Annotated in this window: 18 protein-coding genes and 1 pseudogene; 8 read left to right on the top strand and 11 right to left on the bottom strand. The window is 63.2% G+C overall.

Annotated elements, in window-relative coordinates:
• The first annotated feature begins 26 nt into the window (after positions 1 to 26).
• Positions 27 to 1,085 (top strand): GGDEF domain-containing protein, encoded by a 1,059-nt coding sequence (locus tag EAT51_RS05845; protein WP_165422689.1) that lies wholly within the window; start codon positions 27 to 29, stop codon positions 1,083 to 1,085.
• 121 nt (positions 1,086 to 1,206) lie between these two features.
• On the opposite strand, the gene EAT51_RS05840 is transcribed toward EAT51_RS05845, so the two are convergent.
• Positions 1,207 to 1,662, bottom strand: coding sequence for a PA2169 family four-helix-bundle protein (locus tag EAT51_RS05840; protein WP_130530356.1), 456 nt, complete (start codon positions 1,660 to 1,662; stop codon positions 1,207 to 1,209).
• Positions 1,663 to 1,839: 177 nt separating this feature from the next.
• On the opposite strand from EAT51_RS05840, the gene EAT51_RS05835 reads away from it, so the two are divergent.
• Both EAT51_RS05835 and EAT51_RS05830 read left to right on the top strand, forming a co-directional pair.
• Positions 1,840 to 2,466, top strand: a complete 627-nt coding sequence (locus EAT51_RS05835; protein ID WP_130561426.1) for a YiiX/YebB-like N1pC/P60 family cysteine hydrolase — start codon at positions 1,840 to 1,842, stop codon at positions 2,464 to 2,466.
• An 86-nt stretch (positions 2,467 to 2,552) separates the two neighbouring features.
• Positions 2,553 to 2,774 (top strand): hypothetical protein, encoded by a 222-nt coding sequence (locus tag EAT51_RS05830; protein ID WP_130514960.1) that lies wholly within the window; start codon positions 2,553 to 2,555, stop codon positions 2,772 to 2,774.
• Positions 2,775 to 2,882: 108 nt separating this feature from the next.
• On the opposite strand, the gene EAT51_RS05825 is transcribed toward EAT51_RS05830, so the two are convergent.
• Positions 2,883 to 3,701, bottom strand: a complete 819-nt coding sequence (locus EAT51_RS05825; protein ID WP_165421892.1) for a GAF domain-containing protein — start codon at positions 3,699 to 3,701, stop codon at positions 2,883 to 2,885.
• Positions 3,702 to 4,021: 320 nt separating this feature from the next.
• On the opposite strand from EAT51_RS05825, the gene EAT51_RS05820 reads away from it, so the two are divergent.
• The gene (locus EAT51_RS05820; protein ID WP_130553928.1) at positions 4,022 to 5,776 is read left to right on the top strand and encodes a sensor domain-containing phosphodiesterase; all 1,755 of its coding nucleotides are present in this window, start codon (positions 4,022 to 4,024) and stop codon (positions 5,774 to 5,776) included.
• Between the two features lie 619 nt (positions 5,777 to 6,395).
• Here the strand turns inward: EAT51_RS05820 and EAT51_RS05815 are convergent.
• Entirely contained in the window at positions 6,396 to 7,142 is a 747-nt protein-coding gene (locus EAT51_RS05815; RefSeq protein ID WP_130561392.1) for a glucose 1-dehydrogenase, read from the bottom strand.
• A 320-nt stretch (positions 7,143 to 7,462) separates the two neighbouring features.
• On the opposite strand from EAT51_RS05815, the gene EAT51_RS05810 reads away from it, so the two are divergent.
• Positions 7,463 to 8,257, top strand: coding sequence for an EAL domain-containing protein (locus EAT51_RS05810; protein ID WP_130514952.1), 795 nt, complete (start codon positions 7,463 to 7,465; stop codon positions 8,255 to 8,257).
• A 299-nt stretch (positions 8,258 to 8,556) separates the two neighbouring features.
• Here EAT51_RS05810 and EAT51_RS05805 read toward each other — a convergent pair whose 3' ends face one another.
• Positions 8,557 to 9,276, bottom strand: coding sequence for an XAC0095 family protein (locus EAT51_RS05805; protein ID WP_130514950.1), 720 nt, complete (start codon positions 9,274 to 9,276; stop codon positions 8,557 to 8,559).
• Between the two features lie 357 nt (positions 9,277 to 9,633).
• Here EAT51_RS05805 and EAT51_RS05795 point away from each other — a divergent pair, with 357 nt between their 5' ends.
• The gene (locus EAT51_RS05795) at positions 9,634 to 10,356 is read left to right on the top strand and encodes a hypothetical protein (protein ID WP_228257829.1); all 723 of its coding nucleotides are present in this window, start codon (positions 9,634 to 9,636) and stop codon (positions 10,354 to 10,356) included.
• Between the two features lie 43 nt (positions 10,357 to 10,399).
• Here the strand turns inward: EAT51_RS05795 and EAT51_RS05790 are convergent, their stop codons facing one another.
• On the bottom strand, positions 10,400 to 11,206 hold the full coding sequence (locus tag EAT51_RS05790) for an endonuclease (protein WP_228257828.1): 807 nt from the start codon (positions 11,204 to 11,206) through the stop codon (positions 10,400 to 10,402).
• On the bottom strand, positions 11,193 to 11,645 hold the full coding sequence (locus EAT51_RS05785; RefSeq protein ID WP_130561390.1) for a very short patch repair endonuclease: 453 nt from the start codon (positions 11,643 to 11,645) through the stop codon (positions 11,193 to 11,195). The genes EAT51_RS05790 and EAT51_RS05785 overlap by 14 nt, the downstream gene beginning before the upstream one ends.
• Before the next feature lie 133 nt (positions 11,646 to 11,778).
• On the opposite strand from EAT51_RS05785, the gene EAT51_RS05780 reads away from it, so the two are divergent.
• Positions 11,779 to 13,134 (top strand): DNA cytosine methyltransferase, encoded by a 1,356-nt coding sequence (locus EAT51_RS05780; protein ID WP_130561389.1) that lies wholly within the window; start codon positions 11,779 to 11,781, stop codon positions 13,132 to 13,134.
• A gap of 277 nt (positions 13,135 to 13,411) precedes the next feature.
• On the opposite strand, the gene EAT51_RS05770 is transcribed toward EAT51_RS05780, so the two are convergent.
• The 5 genes and pseudogenes from EAT51_RS05770 to EAT51_RS05750 all read right to left on the bottom strand — a co-directional run bounded on the left by EAT51_RS05770 (position 13,412) and on the right by EAT51_RS05750 (position 17,808).
• Positions 13,412 to 14,479: a hypothetical protein gene (locus EAT51_RS05770; protein WP_130561388.1), complete on the bottom strand. Its 1,068-nt coding sequence runs from the start codon at positions 14,477 to 14,479 to the stop codon at positions 13,412 to 13,414.
• A gap of 3 nt (positions 14,480 to 14,482) precedes the next feature.
• The gene (locus tag EAT51_RS05765) at positions 14,483 to 15,607 is read right to left on the bottom strand and encodes a hypothetical protein (RefSeq protein ID WP_130561387.1); all 1,125 of its coding nucleotides are present in this window, start codon (positions 15,605 to 15,607) and stop codon (positions 14,483 to 14,485) included.
• A gap of 249 nt (positions 15,608 to 15,856) precedes the next feature.
• A pseudogene (locus tag EAT51_RS05760) lies at positions 15,857 to 16,097 on the bottom strand (hypothetical protein); the annotation flags it as partial.
• Positions 16,098 to 16,137: 40 nt separating this feature from the next.
• Entirely contained in the window at positions 16,138 to 17,145 is a 1,008-nt protein-coding gene (locus tag EAT51_RS05755) for an XVIPCD domain-containing protein (protein ID WP_130561386.1), read from the bottom strand.
• A 12-nt stretch (positions 17,146 to 17,157) separates the two neighbouring features.
• Positions 17,158 to 17,808 carry a hypothetical protein gene (locus tag EAT51_RS05750; protein WP_228257826.1) on the bottom strand — a complete coding sequence of 217 codons (651 nt, stop codon included), beginning with the start codon at positions 17,806 to 17,808 and terminating at the stop codon, positions 17,158 to 17,160.
• Between the two features lie 127 nt (positions 17,809 to 17,935).
• On the opposite strand from EAT51_RS05750, the gene EAT51_RS20750 reads away from it, so the two are divergent.
• Positions 17,936 to 18,061, top strand: a complete 126-nt coding sequence (locus EAT51_RS20750; protein WP_265937023.1) for a hypothetical protein — start codon at positions 17,936 to 17,938, stop codon at positions 18,059 to 18,061.
• The last annotated feature ends 147 nt before the right edge of the window (positions 18,062 to 18,208 follow it).

Genomic DNA, 18,208 nt, shown 5'->3' with positions numbered 1-18,208 from the left:
GCAGACATGGCTGCCGCACGATGCCCTTGACGCTGTCCCGTGAACATTTCATCCGGCGCGCGGGCCTCGTCACGCTGGCCCTGACCTCGTTCACCGCCGGCGCCACCACGCTGGTGAACTGGCTGCGGCCGATCAAGGCGCCCATGGACGTCGTCGTGCCGCCGCTGGTCTCCCTGGCCTTCGCCGGCCTGTTCGTCGCGCTCAAGCGCAGGCCGCAGCACCTGGCCACGACCATGCGCCTGGCCGTGCTGGTCTCGCTGCTGGCGCTGGCCGCGCCGGCGTGGTTCTACACCTGGCAGGCCGCCACGCACCCGGACCTGCGGCTGATCGAGACCTATCCGCCGATCAGTGCGCTGCTGCTGGCACTGCTGGCGACGACGGTGATCTTCCTGCCGCCGCGCCAGGCGATTCCCACGCTGGTGCTGTGCTGGCTGCTGGTGGCCGGGCCCGTGCTCGGCTATCTGTTCACCCATCCGCAGGAACTGCACAGCGCACGCGGCGCCGACCTGGTCATGACCTACGGGCCGTGCTTCGTGATGATCATGGTGCTGCTGCCGGTGCACCGAGGGCTGGCCGGCAGGATCCGCCACCTGGTGGACGAACGCACGCGCATGGAGGCGATGGTCAATCGCGATGCGCTGACCCAGCTCTACAACCGGCGCTTCTGCGAGCTCGTGCTGCAGGACCTGCTGGCGCGGCGTGCGCCGGTGGCGCTGCTGATGTTCGACCTGGACAACTTCAAGGCCATCAACGACAGCCTGGGCCACGCGGCCGGCGACGCGGTGCTGCAGGCGGTGGCGGACTGCTGCCAGGCGCGTGCCCCGCGCGATGCCTGTGCTGCACGCTGGGGCGGCGATGAGTTCATGATCGTCCTGCCGTCGCTGGATTCCACGGCGCTGCAGGACTTCGCCGATCAGCTGTGCGCGGCGCTTGCCGCACTGACGCTGGAGACGACGCCGCGCGTCACCGCTTCGCTGGGCATGGCGCTGGCCGCCGAGCACGACACGCCCGCGACGCTGATGCAGCGCGTTGACCAGGCGCAGTACCGCGCCAAGCATCAAGGCGGCAACCGCGCCGCCTGGTAGCGCGCGTTACGGGCAACAGGCAAAAAAAAAGGCCGGGGTGAGAACCGGCCGAAGGAACATGGGACGCGTGCAGCCTGCCGCGCGCCGGTCTCATGGAGCGAGACCGGCACGCGGCGCTGGATCAGCTGGCCTGCTTCATCGCGTGCTTGCGATCGCGCATGACCGCGTGGGTCTCCTGCACCTTGGGCAGCAGCTGGACGATTTCCTGCTTGGCGGCGACCGACAGATCGGCGTCGTTGGCGGCTTCCTTGAACGCCTTCAGCAGGCGGTCTTCGGACTCTTCCAGCTCGGCCACATAGCCATACTGGGTGTCGCCGAAGGCGGCGCGGACCTTGCCGTACAGCTCCTGCATGCTGCCGACCAGGGTGCCGTGCTCGGCCGGCTTCTCGCCGGAGGCGGCCACGACGCTGGTCAGGCGGTTGACGATGTCGGCCTTGGTGCCGGCGATGCGGCTGAACAGGCCCGCCAGCTCGGCGTCCTTCACCTTCTCGGCGGCATCGCGGTAGAAGCTCTCGCCGTCACGGGCGATCTCGATCAGGTCGTTGACGGCGTGGGCGGTGTGCTTCTCGACGGACATGGGTGTCTCCTGGCATTCAAAGGGAGGGCCAGTCTGCCGACGCGCCCGAAGCGGGCCGTGAGCGCTTGTCGCGCGCGTCGTGACGCGGCGCAAACGACTGCCCCGCGCGATGAACGCCACGCAACCGCGCAGGCGCGGGCGGCGATAATGAGCGCCCCTTTCTCAGCGGTCTCCCAGATGCGTGTCTTCCTGTTGCTGTTGGCATTGACCCTGACCTTCGCGCTACCGGCGCAGGCCGGCGTGCGGGTCAAGGACGGCGACCTGCTGTTCGTGACCGCCGCCAGGACCGGGCTGAGCGGCGCCATCGACGACGCCACCGCCAGGCAGGGCCAGCCGAGCTACGACCACGTGGGCCTGGTCGCACACGACGGCCGCACCCAGGTGGTGCTGCATGCCGACGAGGAAGGCTCGCGCGCGCAGCCGCTGAAGGAGTTCCTCGACCAGGCGCGGGCCAAGCAGCGGCAGGTGGTGGTCTACCGACTCAAGCGCGAGCAGCGCGCCGCGATTCCCGACGCCATCGCCAAGGCGCGCACGCTGCTGGGCAAGCCGTACAACTTCACCTACGTGCAGAACGAGGACAGCTACTACTGCTCGGACTTCATCGAACGCGCCTTCCGCGCGCACCATGTCTTCGCGCTGCAGCCGATGAACTTCAAGAACCCGCAGACCGGGCAGATTTCGCCGTACTGGGTCGACTTCTACCGCGGCAAGGGCATGCCCGTGCCGCAGGACGCGCCAGGCACCAATCCCAACGACATGTCCGCCTCGCCGGCGCTGGAGCGCATCGGCGTGCTGCTGCCCTGAACAGCTTGCCGCGATGACAGCGCACCGTCACCTGTCGATGACCCGGCCGGTGCCAAGGTCGGCGCATCCATCCTCGGGAGAAGCACATGGGACTGTTCCGCCTCGTCGCCCTCGGCACCGCCGGCGCCATCGCCTACAAGCTGTGGAAGGACCGCCAGGCGCGCGATGCCGCGGCCGCCCCCGCCTACGATCGTGCTGATGTCACTCCGCCGCACGGCGATCCGCTGATCGGCGCGGCCACCGCCAGCTGGGAACCGGAACCGGCCACGCCGGCCGCGCAATCCAGCCGCGGCTTCGGCGAAAGCTGAACACCTCAAGGCCGGGGCTCTAACGGCCCCGGCATCGCGACACACCAGCGCCGAAGCGTCAGGCCCTGCTACAACGGGCCGGCGCCTCGGCGTTTTGCTGCGTCGCCTTCAACCCGCCTGAACCGGCCTGTCCGTCGCAGGCTGCACCTGACTGGCGATCCTGCGCGCGTAGGCGCGGATCAGCTGGATCATGTCCGGGGTAACGGTGCGCGCCTCGGCGTCCAGCGCGCACACGGTGCCAAAGACGGTGTCGTCCTCCAGCAGGATCGGCACCGAGATATAGCTCTTGAAGCCATACAGCGCCGGCAGCGGGCTGCAGGCATACACCGGATGATCGGCCGCCGCGCCGAAGACGATGACCTCGCGCGACTTGAGCGCATCGCCGCAGATGGTGACTTCCAGCTCCAGCTTCTGCCCCGGCGCCATGCCGAAATCCAGCTGGTCGTAGAAGGCCAGCGCGTTCCAGTGGGTCTGGTCGACCTGGGACAGCGCGGTAAAGCGCATGCCGGTGAGGTCGTGGATGGCGCGCAGCATCTGCGGCACGCCCTCGACCTGCTCGGCCACCTGCGCATCGATCCATTCCCGCGCTTGGCCCGCCTGGGTCGGCGTGCCCCGCTCGCGCCGGATCCGCGCCGCCAGCACCTGGATGGTCAGATGATCGACGAAGCCGCGCACGGCCGAGACCACGCTGCGCACGATCTGGTTGGGCCCAACCAGGCACAGATGCCGGCCCACGCAACGCACATCCTTGAGCCCGTGCCGAAGCTTGAAATCGGCCGCGTGCTTGGACAGCTGGGTCAGCCAGTCGGCGCCGGGCGCGGCGTCCAGCAGCGCCACCAGCACGTCGTCGTGCCCCGCCGCAGCGGGGCCAGGCACCTCGAAGCCGACGATCAACGGCAGATGCGGCATCGGCGGGGTATGCGGCATCGGCGGCTTCTTCGGTTGGACAGGCACTAGCTTAACGGGGCGGCGCGCCAATTGCGTCGATTCCTGAACCGACGATGCGATCGGATCGACCGCCGGCCTGGGCCGGCACCTCCATCCGCTGAACACCCACCGCCCGCGCCTCTGAGGCCCAACCCGGCGCCTGCGGTGAGGCAGGCTGCACAAGCCGCCGAACGGTCGCATCCCCGCCGCGCGCGGGCGCGTAGTTTGGCAAGCGAAGGCCACGTGTCCGTACCGATCGCCGCCTCCCCGTATGGCATGTTTCTTGCTGAGCTCCTCGTGGTCTTGCCCGGTGAAATTCCATGGTCCAGTCGCTGAAAACCGAAGAGGAACGTCTCGCGCTGATCCGCAGCCTGGATCTGCTCAAGATCGTCGACCTGCCCGAGCTCAAGCGGATGACCCAGCTGGTCTGCGAGATCTTCGACATGCCCATGGCGCTGATCTCCATCGTCGGTGAGGAACACCAGTACTTCATCTCCCGCGAGGGTTTCCCGGTCAGTTCCACCGATCGCAGCGCCTCGGTCTGCGACTTCACCATCCGCGGCCGGGAGGTCCTGGAAGTCGAGGACATGACCCAGGATCCGCGCTTTGCCGACAACTGCCTGGTGGTGGACGCGCCGCATCTGCGCTTCTACGCCGGCGCCCCGCTCATCACCTCCTCCGGCTACGCCATCGGCGCACTGTGCGTGCTCGACCACAAGCCGCGCAAACTCACCGAACAGCAGCGCCACCAGCTGGAGACGCTGGCGGCGCTGACCATCGACCAGATCAGCCTGCTGCGCTCGGTCGGCCGGCGCGAGCCGGTCACCGGCCTGCCCAACCGCCAGCAGTTCGCCCTGGACCTGGACGCGCTGGCCGATATCAGGCCCTACGATCGCCATACGCTGATGATCCTGGACGTCTTCGACGTGCACGCCGCGCATCTGCTGGGCCAGGCGCGCGGCATGGCGCCGGTGGAGTCGCTGATCCGCCAGATCGGCGAGCGCCTGTCCAAGCTGCTGTCCGACATCGCCCCGCTCTACCACGTGGGCGTGTCGCGCTTCGCCTTCGTGCTCAGCGAGCTGTCCAGCGACGAGCGCGAGGCGATCCTGGAACGCGTCCGCCGGGTGGCCACGCGCTCGGTGCTGGTCGATGGCCTGGAGATGCTGCCCATGTGCCATGGCGGCATCACCGCCTTCGATGCCTCCAACGCCCAGGACGCGCTGCGCCGGGCGATCGTGGCCATGCACCAGGCCCTGGACCAGCGCCAGCCCTGGGTACGCTACGAACCCACGCGCGACCTCCAGCTGCGCCGCGACTACCGCCTGGCCACCGACCTGCCGGCGGCCATCGCCAACGACCAGCTGTATCTGGTGTTTCAGCCGCGCGTGGAACTGGCCACCCGCAGGATGGTCGGCGTCGAGGCCCTGCTGCGCTGGAAGCACGACGAGCTGGGCGAAGTCTCGCCCGGTGAGTTCGTCCCGGTGATCGAACGGACCGCGCTGATGCCGCAGGTGACCGACTGGGTCATCAGGCAATCCCTGTCACAGATGCGCACCTGGATCGCCCGCGGCATGGAGCTGACGCTGTCGCTGAACGTCTCGCCGGCCGACTTCCGCCGCGGGGACCTGCCCGACCGCCTGTTGACCGAGCTCAAGCGCACCGGGCTGGACCCGAGCCATCTGGAAATCGAGATTACCGAAGGCGAATGGCTCGAACGCACGCCCGAAGTCTCGCGCCAGCTCAGCGAGATCAGCCAGATGGGCGTGCGCATCGCCGTTGACGACTTCGGCGCCGGCTACAGCAACTTCGCCTACCTCACCACCCTGCCGATCAACACCATCAAGATCGACCGCAGTCTGGTGCAGGGCTTCCCCAGTGCGATCCAGAAGGGCGCGATGGTGCGCTCGATCATCGGCCTGGCCCACGACCTGGGTTTCCACACCGTGGCAGAGGGCGTGGAGACCGAGGAAGAAGCCGTGGCCCTCAAGACCCTGCGCTGCCGCGAAGCGCAGGGCTTCATCTTCTCCCGCCCCCTGCTCCCCCGCGACATCGACCGCCTGCGCCAGGTCGCCTGACCGGCACGACCGAAACGCCAGCGCCACGCCCCCCGTCAGCAGATCGCTAAAGGAAGTAACGAAACAGCGCTCTGCCCCCTCCCATTCGCCGAAGGCGAAGGGGAGCCCGAAGTCGCCAACTAGCGACTGAGAGGGAGGGGCTAGCCGTTGCCGCTGCTGTTGCTCTGCGCCAAAAGCGAACAAGCAACAGCAAGAGCAACCCCCTCCCAGCCTCCCCCTTGCGCTACGCGCAAAGGGGAGGGGCGCTCGGCAAAGCAAGCGCAGGCCGGTTCACTGGAGGACCTGACGGAGCAGCATCCCGCCCCCTCCCTTTCGCCGAAGGCGAAGGGGAGGGCTGGGGATGGGTTGGCTGTTGCTGTTGCTGTTGCCTTTGCTTTGCGCCGACATCGAGCAGCACCACAGCCGCAAGCCACCAAACCCCCGTGGGAGCCGCCATGGCGGCGATGAGGCTTTAGCGGTAAAGCCCCTCGCCGCCATGGCGGCTCCCACCTGTAGAGCGGAGCTCGCTCCGCTGGAGCCTCCCCCACGAACCGAACGAAGAGCAGCGGAGCAAGCTCCGCTCTACAAAAAGGCCGCGGCTTGAACTGAGAGACAGTTGCTCCCACCAAGCTAGACAGCTTTAGCGCAGCCCGCCGCCCGCCTTGATGCGCTCGCCGGTCAGCCAGCGCGCCGCGTCCGAGGCCAGGAACACCGCGACATCGGCGATGTCATCAGGCGCACCAACGCGGCCCAGCGGCGTCTGCGCCACGATCTGCGTCTGCATCGGCGAGCCGATGAAGCCCGCGGTCTGCGCGCCCTCGGTATCGACCATGCCCGGATTGATGCTGTTGACGCGGATCCCGCGCGGGCCCAGCTCGCGCGAGAGCACGCCGGTGATCGCATCCACCGCGCCCTTGGTCGCGGTGTAGACCACCAGACCCGGCGGCTCCATCGCACTGACCGTCGAACCGATGTTGATGACACTGGCGCCCTGCCCCAGATGCGGCAACGCCGCCTGCGTCACCTGCAGCAGACCCAGCACATTGATGTCGAAATGACGATGGAAGTGCGCCGGCGTGACGTCCTCCAGCGGCGCCGCCTCATACACGCCCGAATTGTTGACCACCACATCGAGCCGACCGAAGCGCTCGACGGCCGCGGCCACCAGCGCCTTGGCCTGCTGCGCATCGGCCACATCGCCCTGCACCGCCACCGCCTGGCCGCCGGCCTGCGTAATGCGCGCCACCACCGCATCGGCGCCACTGCGGCTAGACGCGTAATTGACCACCACCGACGCGCCGGCGGCGCCCAGCGCCGAGGCGATCGCCGCGCCGATGCCCTTGGAGGCCCCGGTGACCAGGGCGACTTTTCCTGCGAGCTTGCTCATCTTGATGCTTCCTGAAGAAGGGGGAAAACGCGCGCCCTGCCAAACGCAGGCGGCGTGCGGCCAAAAGAATGGGGCGCGGGGACGGCCCGGATAAGCCGGCAATCGGGGGAGAAAGCATCCCGTCTGCGGGATAAGCGCGGCGCGCTCGCGTGATGCGAGGCGCGCCTTCGCGCCGGCGCGGCGCCGCATCGCGCGCCCTCCCGAGAACGGGCACGCGGCCCTTGCGCAACGGCGGCGCAACGAAAGTCGCAACGCACCGTTTTCCGCACGCGGCCGGCGTATCCTGCTCGTCACTTGTCGCTGCCGAAGGCACACATCGCATGGAACCGGCGCGCCCCTCCAACCCGAAAGGCAACGCAGCGCCGTGCGCCAATTGCGGCACCGGCCAGCCACTGGATTTCCAGATCCGGATGGCCTTCCAGCCCATCGTCGATGCGCGCACGCGTTCCATCTACGGCTACGAGGCGCTGGTGCGCACCGCCGAGGGCGGCGGCGCCCTCGAGGTGCTGGCGCGCGTCACGCCCGAGCAGCTGTACCGCTTCGACCAGACCTGCCGGGTCAAGGCGATCGAGACCGCCGCGCGCCTGGGCCTGCAGGGCTATCTGTCGATCAACTTCCTGCCCAACGCCGTGTACGAGCCGGCCACCTGCATCCAGCTGACGCTGCAGGCCGCGCGGCGCTACGGCTTCCCGACCGAGCGGCTGATCTTCGAGACCGCCGAGTCCGAACAGGTGCGCGACGAGGCGCACCTGACCCGCATCTTCCGCGACTACCGCGAGCGCGGCTTCCTCACCGCGATGGACGACTTCGGCGCCGGCTACGCCGGCCTGAAGCTGCTGGCCAACTTCCAGCCCGACCTGATCAAGCTGGACATGGCCCTGATCCGCGACGTCGACCGCGACCCCGCGCGCCAGGCCATCGCGCGCGGCGTCGTGAGCATCGCCAACGCACTGGGCTGCCAGCCGCTGGCCGAAGGCGTGGAGACCGTGGAGGAATTCCGATACCTGCACGGCCTGGGCATCGCCCTGTTCCAGGGCTACCTGTTCGGCCGCCCGCTGCTCGAACAGCTGGGCGAGGTGGACCCGGCGCTATGGGCCAAGTGCCTGGACGGCTGAAGCCGTCGGTTTGAATAGATATTTGAATAGATAATCGACCGCCAAGGCTGCCGAAAAGCCTTGCGCCTCAAACCGTTACGCCCGATTCGCCTGGCCGCCAAGCGACCGCCGTGAATAGATTCGCGCAGGCGCACGCCCGTCAGAGAGACGCCAGCGTGGACACGTAGGCCTGGTGCCTTCCGGCGCACCCAGTCGCCGAGCGCGGGCGCGGAAACGCCTGAGGGCGTCCGCCAGGTCAAGCGCCCCAGGACCGCTGCGGCGCGGCGCCCCGGCGCCCCCACCCTGGCCCGCCGCCGCATTCAGTGCAGCAAGACGCCTGTGGACCAGGGGTCGGCGGCCGACGCAGGGCTTGGCAGCTCCGGCAAAGGCCGCATGGCGTCAGCGCCGCAGGCGACGCCCGACACGCGATACGTGGCCCGGGGCTCGCCGACGGAGGACGGCGGCACATGCGGCTCATCGGGCAGCGGCTGGTCCTGGATCTCGCCCAGCAGCGCCAGCGCCTCGCCGGCGCGGTCGAAGATCGAATGCCCCAACCGGGACAGCGTGCCCTCGGCGAAGTCGGCCATGTCCTCGGCGGAGACCGCATCGGCGTAGGCCCGGATGGTGTCGAGCAGCAGGTTGAGCGCATCGACCTGATCGAGCGTGACGCCGAACAACATGCGCGGCGAGGCGTTGAAGTCGTAAGTCTTGGGGTGCGGTGTGCCGGCGCATGCAGACGGTGAGGGCTGCGCACCCTCATGCGTTACTTCACCCGGGGACGCGTGTGCCGGCGCGTAACGTGCAGGCCCTTTCGCCGCGTCGAGCACTTGGGCGAGTTGCTCGATGACCAAACCCAAGGAGTATCTCCATTCGCTCAGGAGCACCTCGGGCGGGCATGCAGCGGACGCGTCAGCAGTCCGCTGCTGCACCAGCCCCGCCAGGAACTCCAAGTGCTCCCTCAGCTGCCGCAGCCGCTGCTGGCTGTCCTCGGGCAGCAGATAACTCATCTCACCGTGCCCGCCGAACGCGCGCTCGTTCATCGTCGCCTCCTTGTCACCATGAAGTGCCCGCCCGCGGGTAGCGGACGGGAAGTCGGGAGGTTCGAAACCGCACACAGTCGGCGGGCGTATTCCCCTTGCGGGTGTTGTATTAGCCGCCCTCCCGACGCAGGCATCGCGTCGGCTGCACCTGCAAAGAATGCAGGCACAAAAAACCCACCGGTTTGACGGAGGTGGGTACCGCTGCACGAGGAGTTTCGACGCTCCTTAATCGCGAGATTGCTCCTGCGAGATTTACCTGTCAACACGTGCCGTCCGTGCGAATGCGGTTGTGTCGTCGCGGCTCATTCGACAGAGTAGAAGGCGCGCGCATCTCACCCAGGAAGAGGCACACGACGCATGGAAGGCTCACCGGACCTCACGCAGCAAACGCCCGTCAGCGCGAAGCAACATCAGCCCGCTTTAGTGAAGGACTTGACCTTTCCTTCGCTCGCCGAAGCGATGGCGCGCTACACCCAGGACACGGACCCGAATCGCGCAGGCCGGCTTGAACGCTGGAGCTTCGTCGTTGCACTGCTCGGAGCCGGGGTCGGCATGCTGCTCGGTTCGATCCTGGAAGGGCGGACCGGCTTGGCTTTCGCCGCCACGGGCCTCGCCCTGGAGATTGGCGGCCTTCTTGTCACGCTGGTGCTGCAGATCAGACGCGAGTGGCCGAGCTTCCGCCATCCCTACCCCCAGCATGCGGCGGAGATGGAGCACGAATTCCACCACTACCAAGACATCGTCCAGGCGCTACGCGCCTTCCCCCGCGAGCAGCGCCTGCAGCGCGAAGCCTTCATCCGCAACCGCGGATCGAACATGCACGAACGCCTGGGCCTGTTCACCGGCGGGATGGAGCGGCTGGGCGTCCTACCACTGCTCCTCGCCCTCTACCTGCAGCTCAAAGGCTGGCACTGGGGCGACTGGACCGTCCTGGCCGACGTCACCCTCATCCAGGGCTGCCTCGCCTTCCTCCTGCTACTCGCCTACGTGATGTCCTGGCACATCATCAGACTGCGAACCCGCGTGCAGAGCTACGAACAGCTGCTAGAGGAAGCGAACCGAACCGATGTAACGGCGTAGGCTTAAGGGCAAGCCCTTTAGGACTCATAGCTACCGCAATTTATTAGACTCGCCTTCTGTTTTTGTAGATGTCTAGGTCGCCGACGGAAATTTCTGCGGACGGCACAAGCTCATAATGCTCCTCAGACACCACTTTTATCTCATCGTCCTGAACAGCGAGCTCGAACATGGCGATCTTGTTCGAGCTAATAAATTGAGCGGATACGGGGCGGCATATGAGAAACGGAAACTTCTCTCGGCAACATTCGATATCTTGCTCCGTTTGTTGCCTGCCATGCTTATCTTTTCCGCCCTTCGCCTGTACGGGCACTACATACTGGGCACCATTTCTGTCCAACCCAACATATAGCTCATCGATCTCGATTTGACCGATTGATTTTACGGTCGTTCTCAAGTGATTTTGAAGCGAAGATACAGTGATGCCAAGAAATATGTCGATCAATCGATTGTATCTGACCTTCGCCAGCAGCGCCTGCTCATCGCCAAGTGCGTTAGCGGAGATAATCTCAGGAGTAGCGTCCGGAATCTTAACGATGAGCTGATTCTGCCTGGGGACGATAGAAAGCGGTCGCTTCAATCGGAACTCGTAGCGCGCGCGCCCCGCGCCATAAATACCCCACTCGAAACCTTCCGGCGCGGTCTCTACGATCGCTTCCGGGAGCGGGCTGCGATACTTAAAGGAATAAATCGCATCCCCAAGATTCTTGGGGAGAACCACTCCGCGACGCTCCGCTGCGGCCACGAACTCGTCCCGCTCGAAAGCCACCGTGCACGCACCGACCCGGTAGTTATTGCGAAATACCTCGCCAATTATCTCGGAATATCGATTAGGCTTCTTACTCGCGGTCACGTACATTCCTCTTCAATTGCCCGGCCTTTAACTTTTCACGGCCCAACAGGCGTTCGAGCTTGCGCGCCAGTCGTTCCGGATATTTTAGCTCGCACTCCCATACGACCACTACTCTCCACCCAAGTGCAGCTAGTTGCCTTCGCTTACGCAAATCCCGCTCCCGGTTCGCGTCGATCTTCGGAAGCCAGTAGTCGGTGCGCGATTTCGGCATCTTATCTCTCTTGCAAGCATGGCCGTGCCAGAAGCATCCATGCACGAACACCACTGCACCGCGTCCGGCAAGGACCACATCAGGCGACCCAGGAAGATCCCGCTTGTGAAGGCGAAAACGGTAGCCTAGCCGATGGAGCATCGAACGGACGGCGAGCTCCGGCTTGGTGTTCTTCGCAGGAATTCGAGCCATCAGCCAGCTGCGATGCTCTTGACTCAGTCTATCCATCGAGACGCCTCACACGGTCGCAACTTCTGAGATCGACACATGCCAGCATAGCAGCACGACCGAGTCGTTCGGCTACAAGGTTTGCAGACTCTTCCGATCGACAACGACCAGACTTCACTCTATACTTCCCCTCATGAGCAGACCTATCGGGATCGATCTTTTCGCGGGAGCAGGCGGCCTAAGCCTTGGCTTCGAACAAGCGGGCTTCGATGTAGTCGCAGCGGTCGAAATCGACCCTGTGCACGCAGCAGTTCATGCGTACAACTTCCCGAATTGCGCGGTCATCCCCCGCTCGGTCACCGCCTTGACGGGTGAACAAATTCGGGCGGCCGCCAACTTGAAGGGTAAGAAAATCGATGTTGTCTTTGGGGGAGCCCCTTGCCAGGGATTTTCGCTCATCGGGCAGCGCGCCCTCGACGATCCACGCAATTCGCTCGTTAAGGATTTCGTGCGCCTGGTTAGTGAGCTCGACGCCAACTATTTCGTTTTCGAAAATGTAAAAGGCCTCACCGTCGGAAAGCACCGAAAGTTTCTCGAGGAGATTATCGAGACATTCGATGCTGCGGGCTACGACGTGGTTAATGACTGGAAGGTGCTCAACGCCTGCATGTATGGCGTCCCACAAGATCGGCAAAGGCTGTTTTTGCTGGGAGCAAAAAAGGGCCTAAGAGTCCCCGAGTATCCGTCTCCCATCACTGCGAAGCCGGGAACGATGCCTGGCGAGCTTCCTTTCGGGCCTACATGCAAGAGCGCATTAGAAGACCTTCCAGATGCGGAGCGTTTCGACGAACTCAAGTTCACCGACGAAGTCCGCGTCAGGCGGTGGGCGAAGCTGAATGATTACGCTCAGATAATCCGTTGCGCTGATGATAGGGGTTGGTATTTCGGCTACCGCCGCGAGTGGGATCCGCTCCTACTCACCTCAAGCATGCGATCCGAGCACACCGAGCTGTCGAGGAAACGATTCGGCGAGACCACTCCTGGCGAAGTTGAGCCAGTTTCTAGGTTTCTCAAGCTCTCGCCAACAGGCGTAAGTAATACCCTCCGAGCCGGCACGGACTCCGCAAGGGGAGCTTTCACTAGCCCGCGCCCGATCCATTACAAGTGGAACCGGTGTATCACCGTTCGGGAGATGGCGCGCCTGCATGGCTTCCCAGATTGGTTTCGTTTCAACGAGACCAAGTGGCATGGTGCGCGCCAAATCGGCAATTCGGTTCCCCCTCCGCTTGCTCGCGCGGTTGCCACTTCGGTTCTCAAGGCGCTCGGCATGAAAGCTGTGCGCCCGAAGCGCTCCCTTTCTATGGGCGACGAGGCATTGCTGAGACTTAGTACAGCCGAGGCTGCGCGGCATTGGGGAATCATCAGCCCTATCGCTCAGCGCAATAGAAAAAACCCCAATCCGCAGCAGGTTCACATCGATTTTGCGCGAACCAATCAAGCGCAAAATGGGGACCAGAATATCGCAGCAGAAAGCCACCATCCTGGCTAATGCCGGCAGGAGGGTGCGTTCCCGTTGCTTGCCGGCATTGAAACCGGGGGCAGAGTGCACCATTTCCTAAATGGAGCCCAGCCATCGCCCGATTCTACTGACCATGCACGGGTGAAACGCTAACGGCACCTCGGATGCAAAGGATCGCCCATGCCTCGACCACCCCGCCTGGATCCGCCCGGCGCGCCCCAGCACCTTCTGCAGCGTGGCAATGATCGGCAGCCCTGCTTCTTCGCCGACATCGAACCATGTTTCCGCCGTGACCGCTTGCTGAGCTTCAGGCGGCCCTAAGCCCAAGAAGATCGAGAATCGCTGGCTCTAATAGCGGAACAAGCAAATTAACGCCGGCCTCGGCGTCGTCAAATCGATCAAAAACAACGTCATGCTGACCAGCGTGCACGATCGCACACCGCACCTTGTAGCAATAGGCAACGCCTTTCTCATGAGCGGAAAGTTTAGATCTATAGAGAGATCTTTTAATCGCGTGGAGAAATTTATTTTCCTTATCAGCATCTACCGCCTGACGCACCAAGTCAAAGTGCGCAGAGAGCCTCCCCTCCACGACAACCTTTTGGAAGCTAGCTAACTCTGATGCCAACGCCTCCTGAGCGGCAGCTAGTACTTCATTTGGCCTACTCATAAAGTCCGCAAGCAGCCGCTCTTTTACGTTAACAAGATATGCGGCTTCAAAAATTCTGTATATCGATACGAATCGCCACCTAACTCTTACCTCAGACAGTACTTCGGTGAGCAGGCGACCGGCCATCAACGTCGACTGCGTCGCAAGTGCCCCCTGCTGCACATCAAAACGAGTGAATTTTGACCACGCCGGAGCAGCAACACTCAAAGCAGCCAGTTTAACTCGATAGCCGGATAACGCGACCGAAAGCTCGACGAGATCAGACGATCGCAATTCACTCTCTATGAGAGTATCGATAATTAGTAGTTGGCCGAGAAATTCAATTGGTATTTCAAGCCCATCCTTTGAGAGCAACATCTCCGCGGACAACCATGCCTTCGCTAAGGAGGTGGATGCCCCAGTTGGAAGTGTTTTTGTCTCATCGAGAACGGCTGGAAAAGCAATGAGCTCTCTTACCCCACCAGAAAATTCGACGAGCCTTCGATACTCGTAGCTATCAATGACCTCTACCACATCGCAAATTTTCAAGCTGACGAGTTGGATATCACCAAAACAGCATCCGATGAACTCCTCGCGAGCCTGTTGATCGCGCAAAAGCCACGGCAAAGCTTCACCCGGCAGGGATTCAAGAAGACCTTCGAACTCTCCGCGCTCAATATCCACATCACAGCCGAGCGCCTGCGCAACATGGTTAGGTAAAGGCATAAATTAAATCCTCGAAGCCGCAATCTCCCAGCACTCCACCATTGAACGCAGGCCCCCGGAAAAAAATTGTTCTTGAAATGCACCGAAAACCAGTTCGCGCGTCGCAGATCCAACATTGATTTTGCTTACGTCGAAGCCAGTCCTTAGAGATGTAAAGACCTCGACGCCCAGGACGTCTTGTGCAGAGGTTCTTCGCGCCTCCTCGCGTAATGACTCAAGCGCCGGCCAAACCCGATCCGCAATCTTCGGATGCCGCTCAGAACTCCCAACTGCAGCACAGAACCCTTGGAGCACGGTTTCGTTGCCGAAGAAATGAAGATAATCGCCCCCAAGCGCTCTATCCATCTCCACAACCCATTCGAAAATCTTCTTAAATCCAGGGCCACTTCCATTCGACCCCACTGAACTGCCGAGTGTTTCGACGGCGCCTTCCGCGAGCAACTCCTCCATGACCACGTTGCGCACATCTACGTTTGGCTGCCCCTGCAACCACGCCTGAAAAGCCATCGAGAGCTTGGCTAACTGGAACTGACCAGGTCTAAACCGCCGACGAGCGTCACCCACAGTAAATATCTCGACGCCCGGTATGTTGCTAAGTTCATGGCCAAGGCGCGAGCTAAGAACTTCAATTTGGTGTTTCATTGACATAGGCCGCTGCCCCGCGTTAAGCAGCAACATCCTATAGGCAATAGCCCCGAAGCTCGCTCCGAGCCAGCACTCAACGCGTAACTGGCGTGATAGAAATTGCTCTCTATCACTTCCATCTAGTTCGGCCATTGTCTGACGGATAGCATTTGTTCTTTGAAGCCCGTCAATTATATATACGGCATCACCCCTAAGCATTTTCAGCTCTGAGGACAGCGAATCCAACGACTTGACGTTCTCACCCTCCAGAGGACTGATACCCCCCCCGGCCTCGGCCAAAACGATAGGCGGCAAAACGCATCCCTTTCGCAAATCTTCACGCAATGTGGCATAAGCTTTGCGCCCTTTGATCACGGCGCGTTGAATTTCAAAATTTGCTTCGGAGCCGCTTACGGCCTCAAGGAACCAAGCGTAGCTGCATTGGGCGGTCACACACCAAGCATTAATTCGCCCATCAAAATCAACGCCTATCGCCTTAAACATCTCGAAACCCCTTCAGGTATGATTTTTCTTAAAAGCAATAGCTGGCACATCACTCAGCTAAGGCCCGGCGCCTCGAGCTTACATGAACCCAGAGCTCCCAACCTTTAAGCTGAACAAGTAAGTTTCCGAATTAAGCCAACGCAAGCTCAATTGGTATTGGCGGCAGGCTTGAACAATACGCAATAGCGCGCTATGCAAATAAAGGCAGGTGTAGAGCTGCCTTTTTACTCTAAATTTCGCCCCGTCCAAATTCACCTTGTCCACATCGATCTTGTACTGTTTGACCGCTCGGGGCCACGTCCTTGCCGGTCATCTTGCCATCCTTCGGCAGCCTCGCGATGGCTGCGTGCGCGATGCAGTAGCGGTCCACCTCGAAGAAGCGGCGCAGGTTGGTGCGAGTGTGGCTGCGGCCGACGCCGTCGGTGTCCAGCACGGTGTAATTGGTTGTGGGCGCGAAGGCGCGGATCTGGTCGCTGCAGGCGCGCACGTCCGATAGCTGATCCTTGGCAGGCCATCCCAGGCCGGGTGCCTCAGGTCATGCGGTGTTGCTGAACAACCTTCTCCGGCTGTACGACCTGAGGTGCCGGCGGTTGATGCTTCGGGTCGTTCAGTGTCTGCAGCTGCGCCAGTGATTGCTCCACCGGCTTGGCCAGCGCATCGTCGGTGCGCATGTGCGCGCGAAGGTGCGCGGGATCGTTCAGCCCGCCCTGGACGACAAAGATGTGCTCGCCCTGGCGGACCGTGCCGATATCCCGACTGAGGGCCACGTGGTCGATCCGGGAGAACCCGTGCTCCTTTGCCAAACAGGCCGCGCTTGCCGCCAGGCATGCGCTGCTTTGGTCGTAGTCGCGGCCCAGGCCTTTCTCCAGGCGCCGGACTGCCTCTTCGGCCTGGGAAAGCAACGGATCGGGAGGGCCAGTGCGCCCCGCCTTGCCTTGCCCCGTCGCCAGGCCAGCCGTTATGTCGCGGGCGTCGCGGCCCTGCTCCTGCTCGGTGATCAGCCACTGCAGGAAGGTGCGCGAGGGCAACTTGTTCTGATGTTCCGCATTGAGCGGGCTGTCGGGGAACGGCGCCTTGATGGTCTTGATGTCGTCGATGTTCTGCAGCGGCTTGAGGTCGCCTTCGAAGCCCTTGTCGCCGATGCCGAAGAACGTCTGACGCTGGAGGCCTGCGTGATTCAGCGCACCCCATGTGAAGTCGATGCAACTGTTGCGCGCGCCTCTGTACTCCATGTCGAACTTGTACTTGGCAGGATCATTGCCGAACTCCCGCAGCTTGTCGTACTGGTCCTTCGTGATCTCGATCGTGCGGGAATAGTAGGGGTCCTTGTAATCCTTTAGGTCGGTGTCATACACCTTGCCCGGGCCACTCGACCGGCCATGCTCTTTGGGCGCGAATCCGTAGCTCCGCTCCTGCTTGCCATCGGAGATGGCGTAGTACATGTGGCCAGCGGCCGAGGTGCCGCCAGAACGCACGAGCGGCGTCCCCGGCGCGGCGATGTAGATGGTGACGGAGTAGTGGGGCGTCTGCTGGTCCACGAGGTACTGCTCCTACTTGCCCTTGGCGGTATAGGCCACCAGAAGTTCGGCGTTCGCTTCTGTCAGCGTCTGGCGATGCGCGGTGAATTGCAGCTCCAGCCTGTAGCGGCCGGCGGCCAGCTCCGGGACGAAGGTAAAGGCGAGATCCCGATAGTCGACGTTCTGCTCCAAGAGGCCCGCACCCTGCATCGTCGTGTAGTCAGCATCGAAGCGCATCAGGCCGGACACCTGGCCGTCGGGGGGAAGCCTGAGAGGCTCTGTCCCGCTCCCAGGCGTCGTATCGCTGCGCAGCAGCGTTACGGGCACCGGGCCTGATGGTCCGAGACGGAACAAATGCAAGCGTGACGAGACCTCAGCATCCACCAGACGATCCGCCACTGCGGCCGACGCCGTTGGATCGGGGCCGGCAACCCGCACCCCAATGAAGATGGGCGGGGTGTCATCGTCAGGCAGCGCGGGGACATCGAACTCCAGTTCAATCGGGCCTGTGTCGGTCGGCGCAAGCCGACGCACCAACGGGATGACGGTCCGCATGTCGCTGGGCTCCTTGGTGGTGGATTCGCCTGCCGGCGTCGGAGGCTGCGGTTGCTCGTGGCAGCCCGCCAGCATGACCATGGCCATTGCCATGAGGGCGATCCGGATTGTTCCCTTGCCGGTCGGCATACCGCCTCCTTGTAAATCGCCGGCCGCGGCACACTGTTGCCGCTCCGGTGCATGAGCGTCTCATGGTTGCGCCGCGAAACAAAGTCGCGGTGCCGCGCCAGCGTAGCGTGGTCCGGAAGGAGGTGACTTGAGCTCCGGCATCCTGCCCGCGCGCATACCGTATCGCTCGAAGAGGCGCGCCGCGGTCACCGCAGGTCGCGCCAGAATTTTGGGCTTCGCGCCGGAGTATAAAAATGCGCCGCAATCCGGCTGATCGCGCCGCTCCGGCGGCGCGCAGATTCTCGCTGGACCGGAAGGGCTGATTAGTCGACAGAGCCGTCGCGGCGCAGCTCGTTGAAACTTGAATGGGCGCCGAGCGTTGACTAACCCCTTCACACCGCCCCCTTTACAGCCTACGCAC

Source organism: Pseudoxanthomonas winnipegensis (assembly GCF_004283755.1).
Taxonomy (GTDB): domain Bacteria; phylum Pseudomonadota; class Gammaproteobacteria; order Xanthomonadales; family Xanthomonadaceae; genus Pseudoxanthomonas_A; species Pseudoxanthomonas_A winnipegensis.
This window is presented reverse-complemented; position numbering and strand designations above follow the sequence as displayed.

What these genes read in the sequence shown, in the direction of transcription:
- EAT51_RS05825 (WP_165421892.1), bottom strand. Translation starts at nt 3,701, where the DNA reads ATGCCGCATACCCCGCCGATGCCGCATCTGCCGTTGATCGTCGGCTTC.
- EAT51_RS05785 (WP_130561390.1), bottom strand. Translation starts at nt 11,645, where the DNA reads ATGGATAGACTGAGTCAAGAGCATCGCAGCTGGCTGATGGCTCGAATT.
- EAT51_RS05770 (WP_130561388.1), bottom strand. Translation starts at nt 14,479, where the DNA reads ATGCCTTTACCTAACCATGTTGCGCAGGCGCTCGGCTGTGATGTGGAT.
- EAT51_RS05830 (WP_130514960.1), top strand. Translation starts at nt 2,553, where the DNA reads ATGGGACTGTTCCGCCTCGTCGCCCTCGGCACCGCCGGCGCCATCGCC.
- EAT51_RS05820 (WP_130553928.1), top strand. Translation starts at nt 4,022, where the DNA reads ATGGTCCAGTCGCTGAAAACCGAAGAGGAACGTCTCGCGCTGATCCGC.
- EAT51_RS05765 (WP_130561387.1), bottom strand. Translation starts at nt 15,607, where the DNA reads ATGTTTAAGGCGATAGGCGTTGATTTTGATGGGCGAATTAATGCTTGG.
- EAT51_RS05840 (WP_130530356.1), bottom strand. Translation starts at nt 1,662, where the DNA reads ATGTCCGTCGAGAAGCACACCGCCCACGCCGTCAACGACCTGATCGAG.
- EAT51_RS05750 (WP_228257826.1), bottom strand. Translation starts at nt 17,808, where the DNA reads ATGCCGACCGGCAAGGGAACAATCCGGATCGCCCTCATGGCAATGGCC.
- EAT51_RS05805 (WP_130514950.1), bottom strand. Translation starts at nt 9,276, where the DNA reads ATGAACGAGCGCGCGTTCGGCGGGCACGGTGAGATGAGTTATCTGCTG.
- EAT51_RS05795 (WP_228257829.1), top strand. Translation starts at nt 9,634, where the DNA reads ATGGAAGGCTCACCGGACCTCACGCAGCAAACGCCCGTCAGCGCGAAG.
- EAT51_RS05780 (WP_130561389.1), top strand. Translation starts at nt 11,779, where the DNA reads ATGAGCAGACCTATCGGGATCGATCTTTTCGCGGGAGCAGGCGGCCTA.
- EAT51_RS05835 (WP_130561426.1), top strand. Translation starts at nt 1,840, where the DNA reads ATGCGTGTCTTCCTGTTGCTGTTGGCATTGACCCTGACCTTCGCGCTA.
- EAT51_RS05815 (WP_130561392.1), bottom strand. Translation starts at nt 7,142, where the DNA reads ATGAGCAAGCTCGCAGGAAAAGTCGCCCTGGTCACCGGGGCCTCCAAG.
- EAT51_RS05810 (WP_130514952.1), top strand. Translation starts at nt 7,463, where the DNA reads ATGGAACCGGCGCGCCCCTCCAACCCGAAAGGCAACGCAGCGCCGTGC.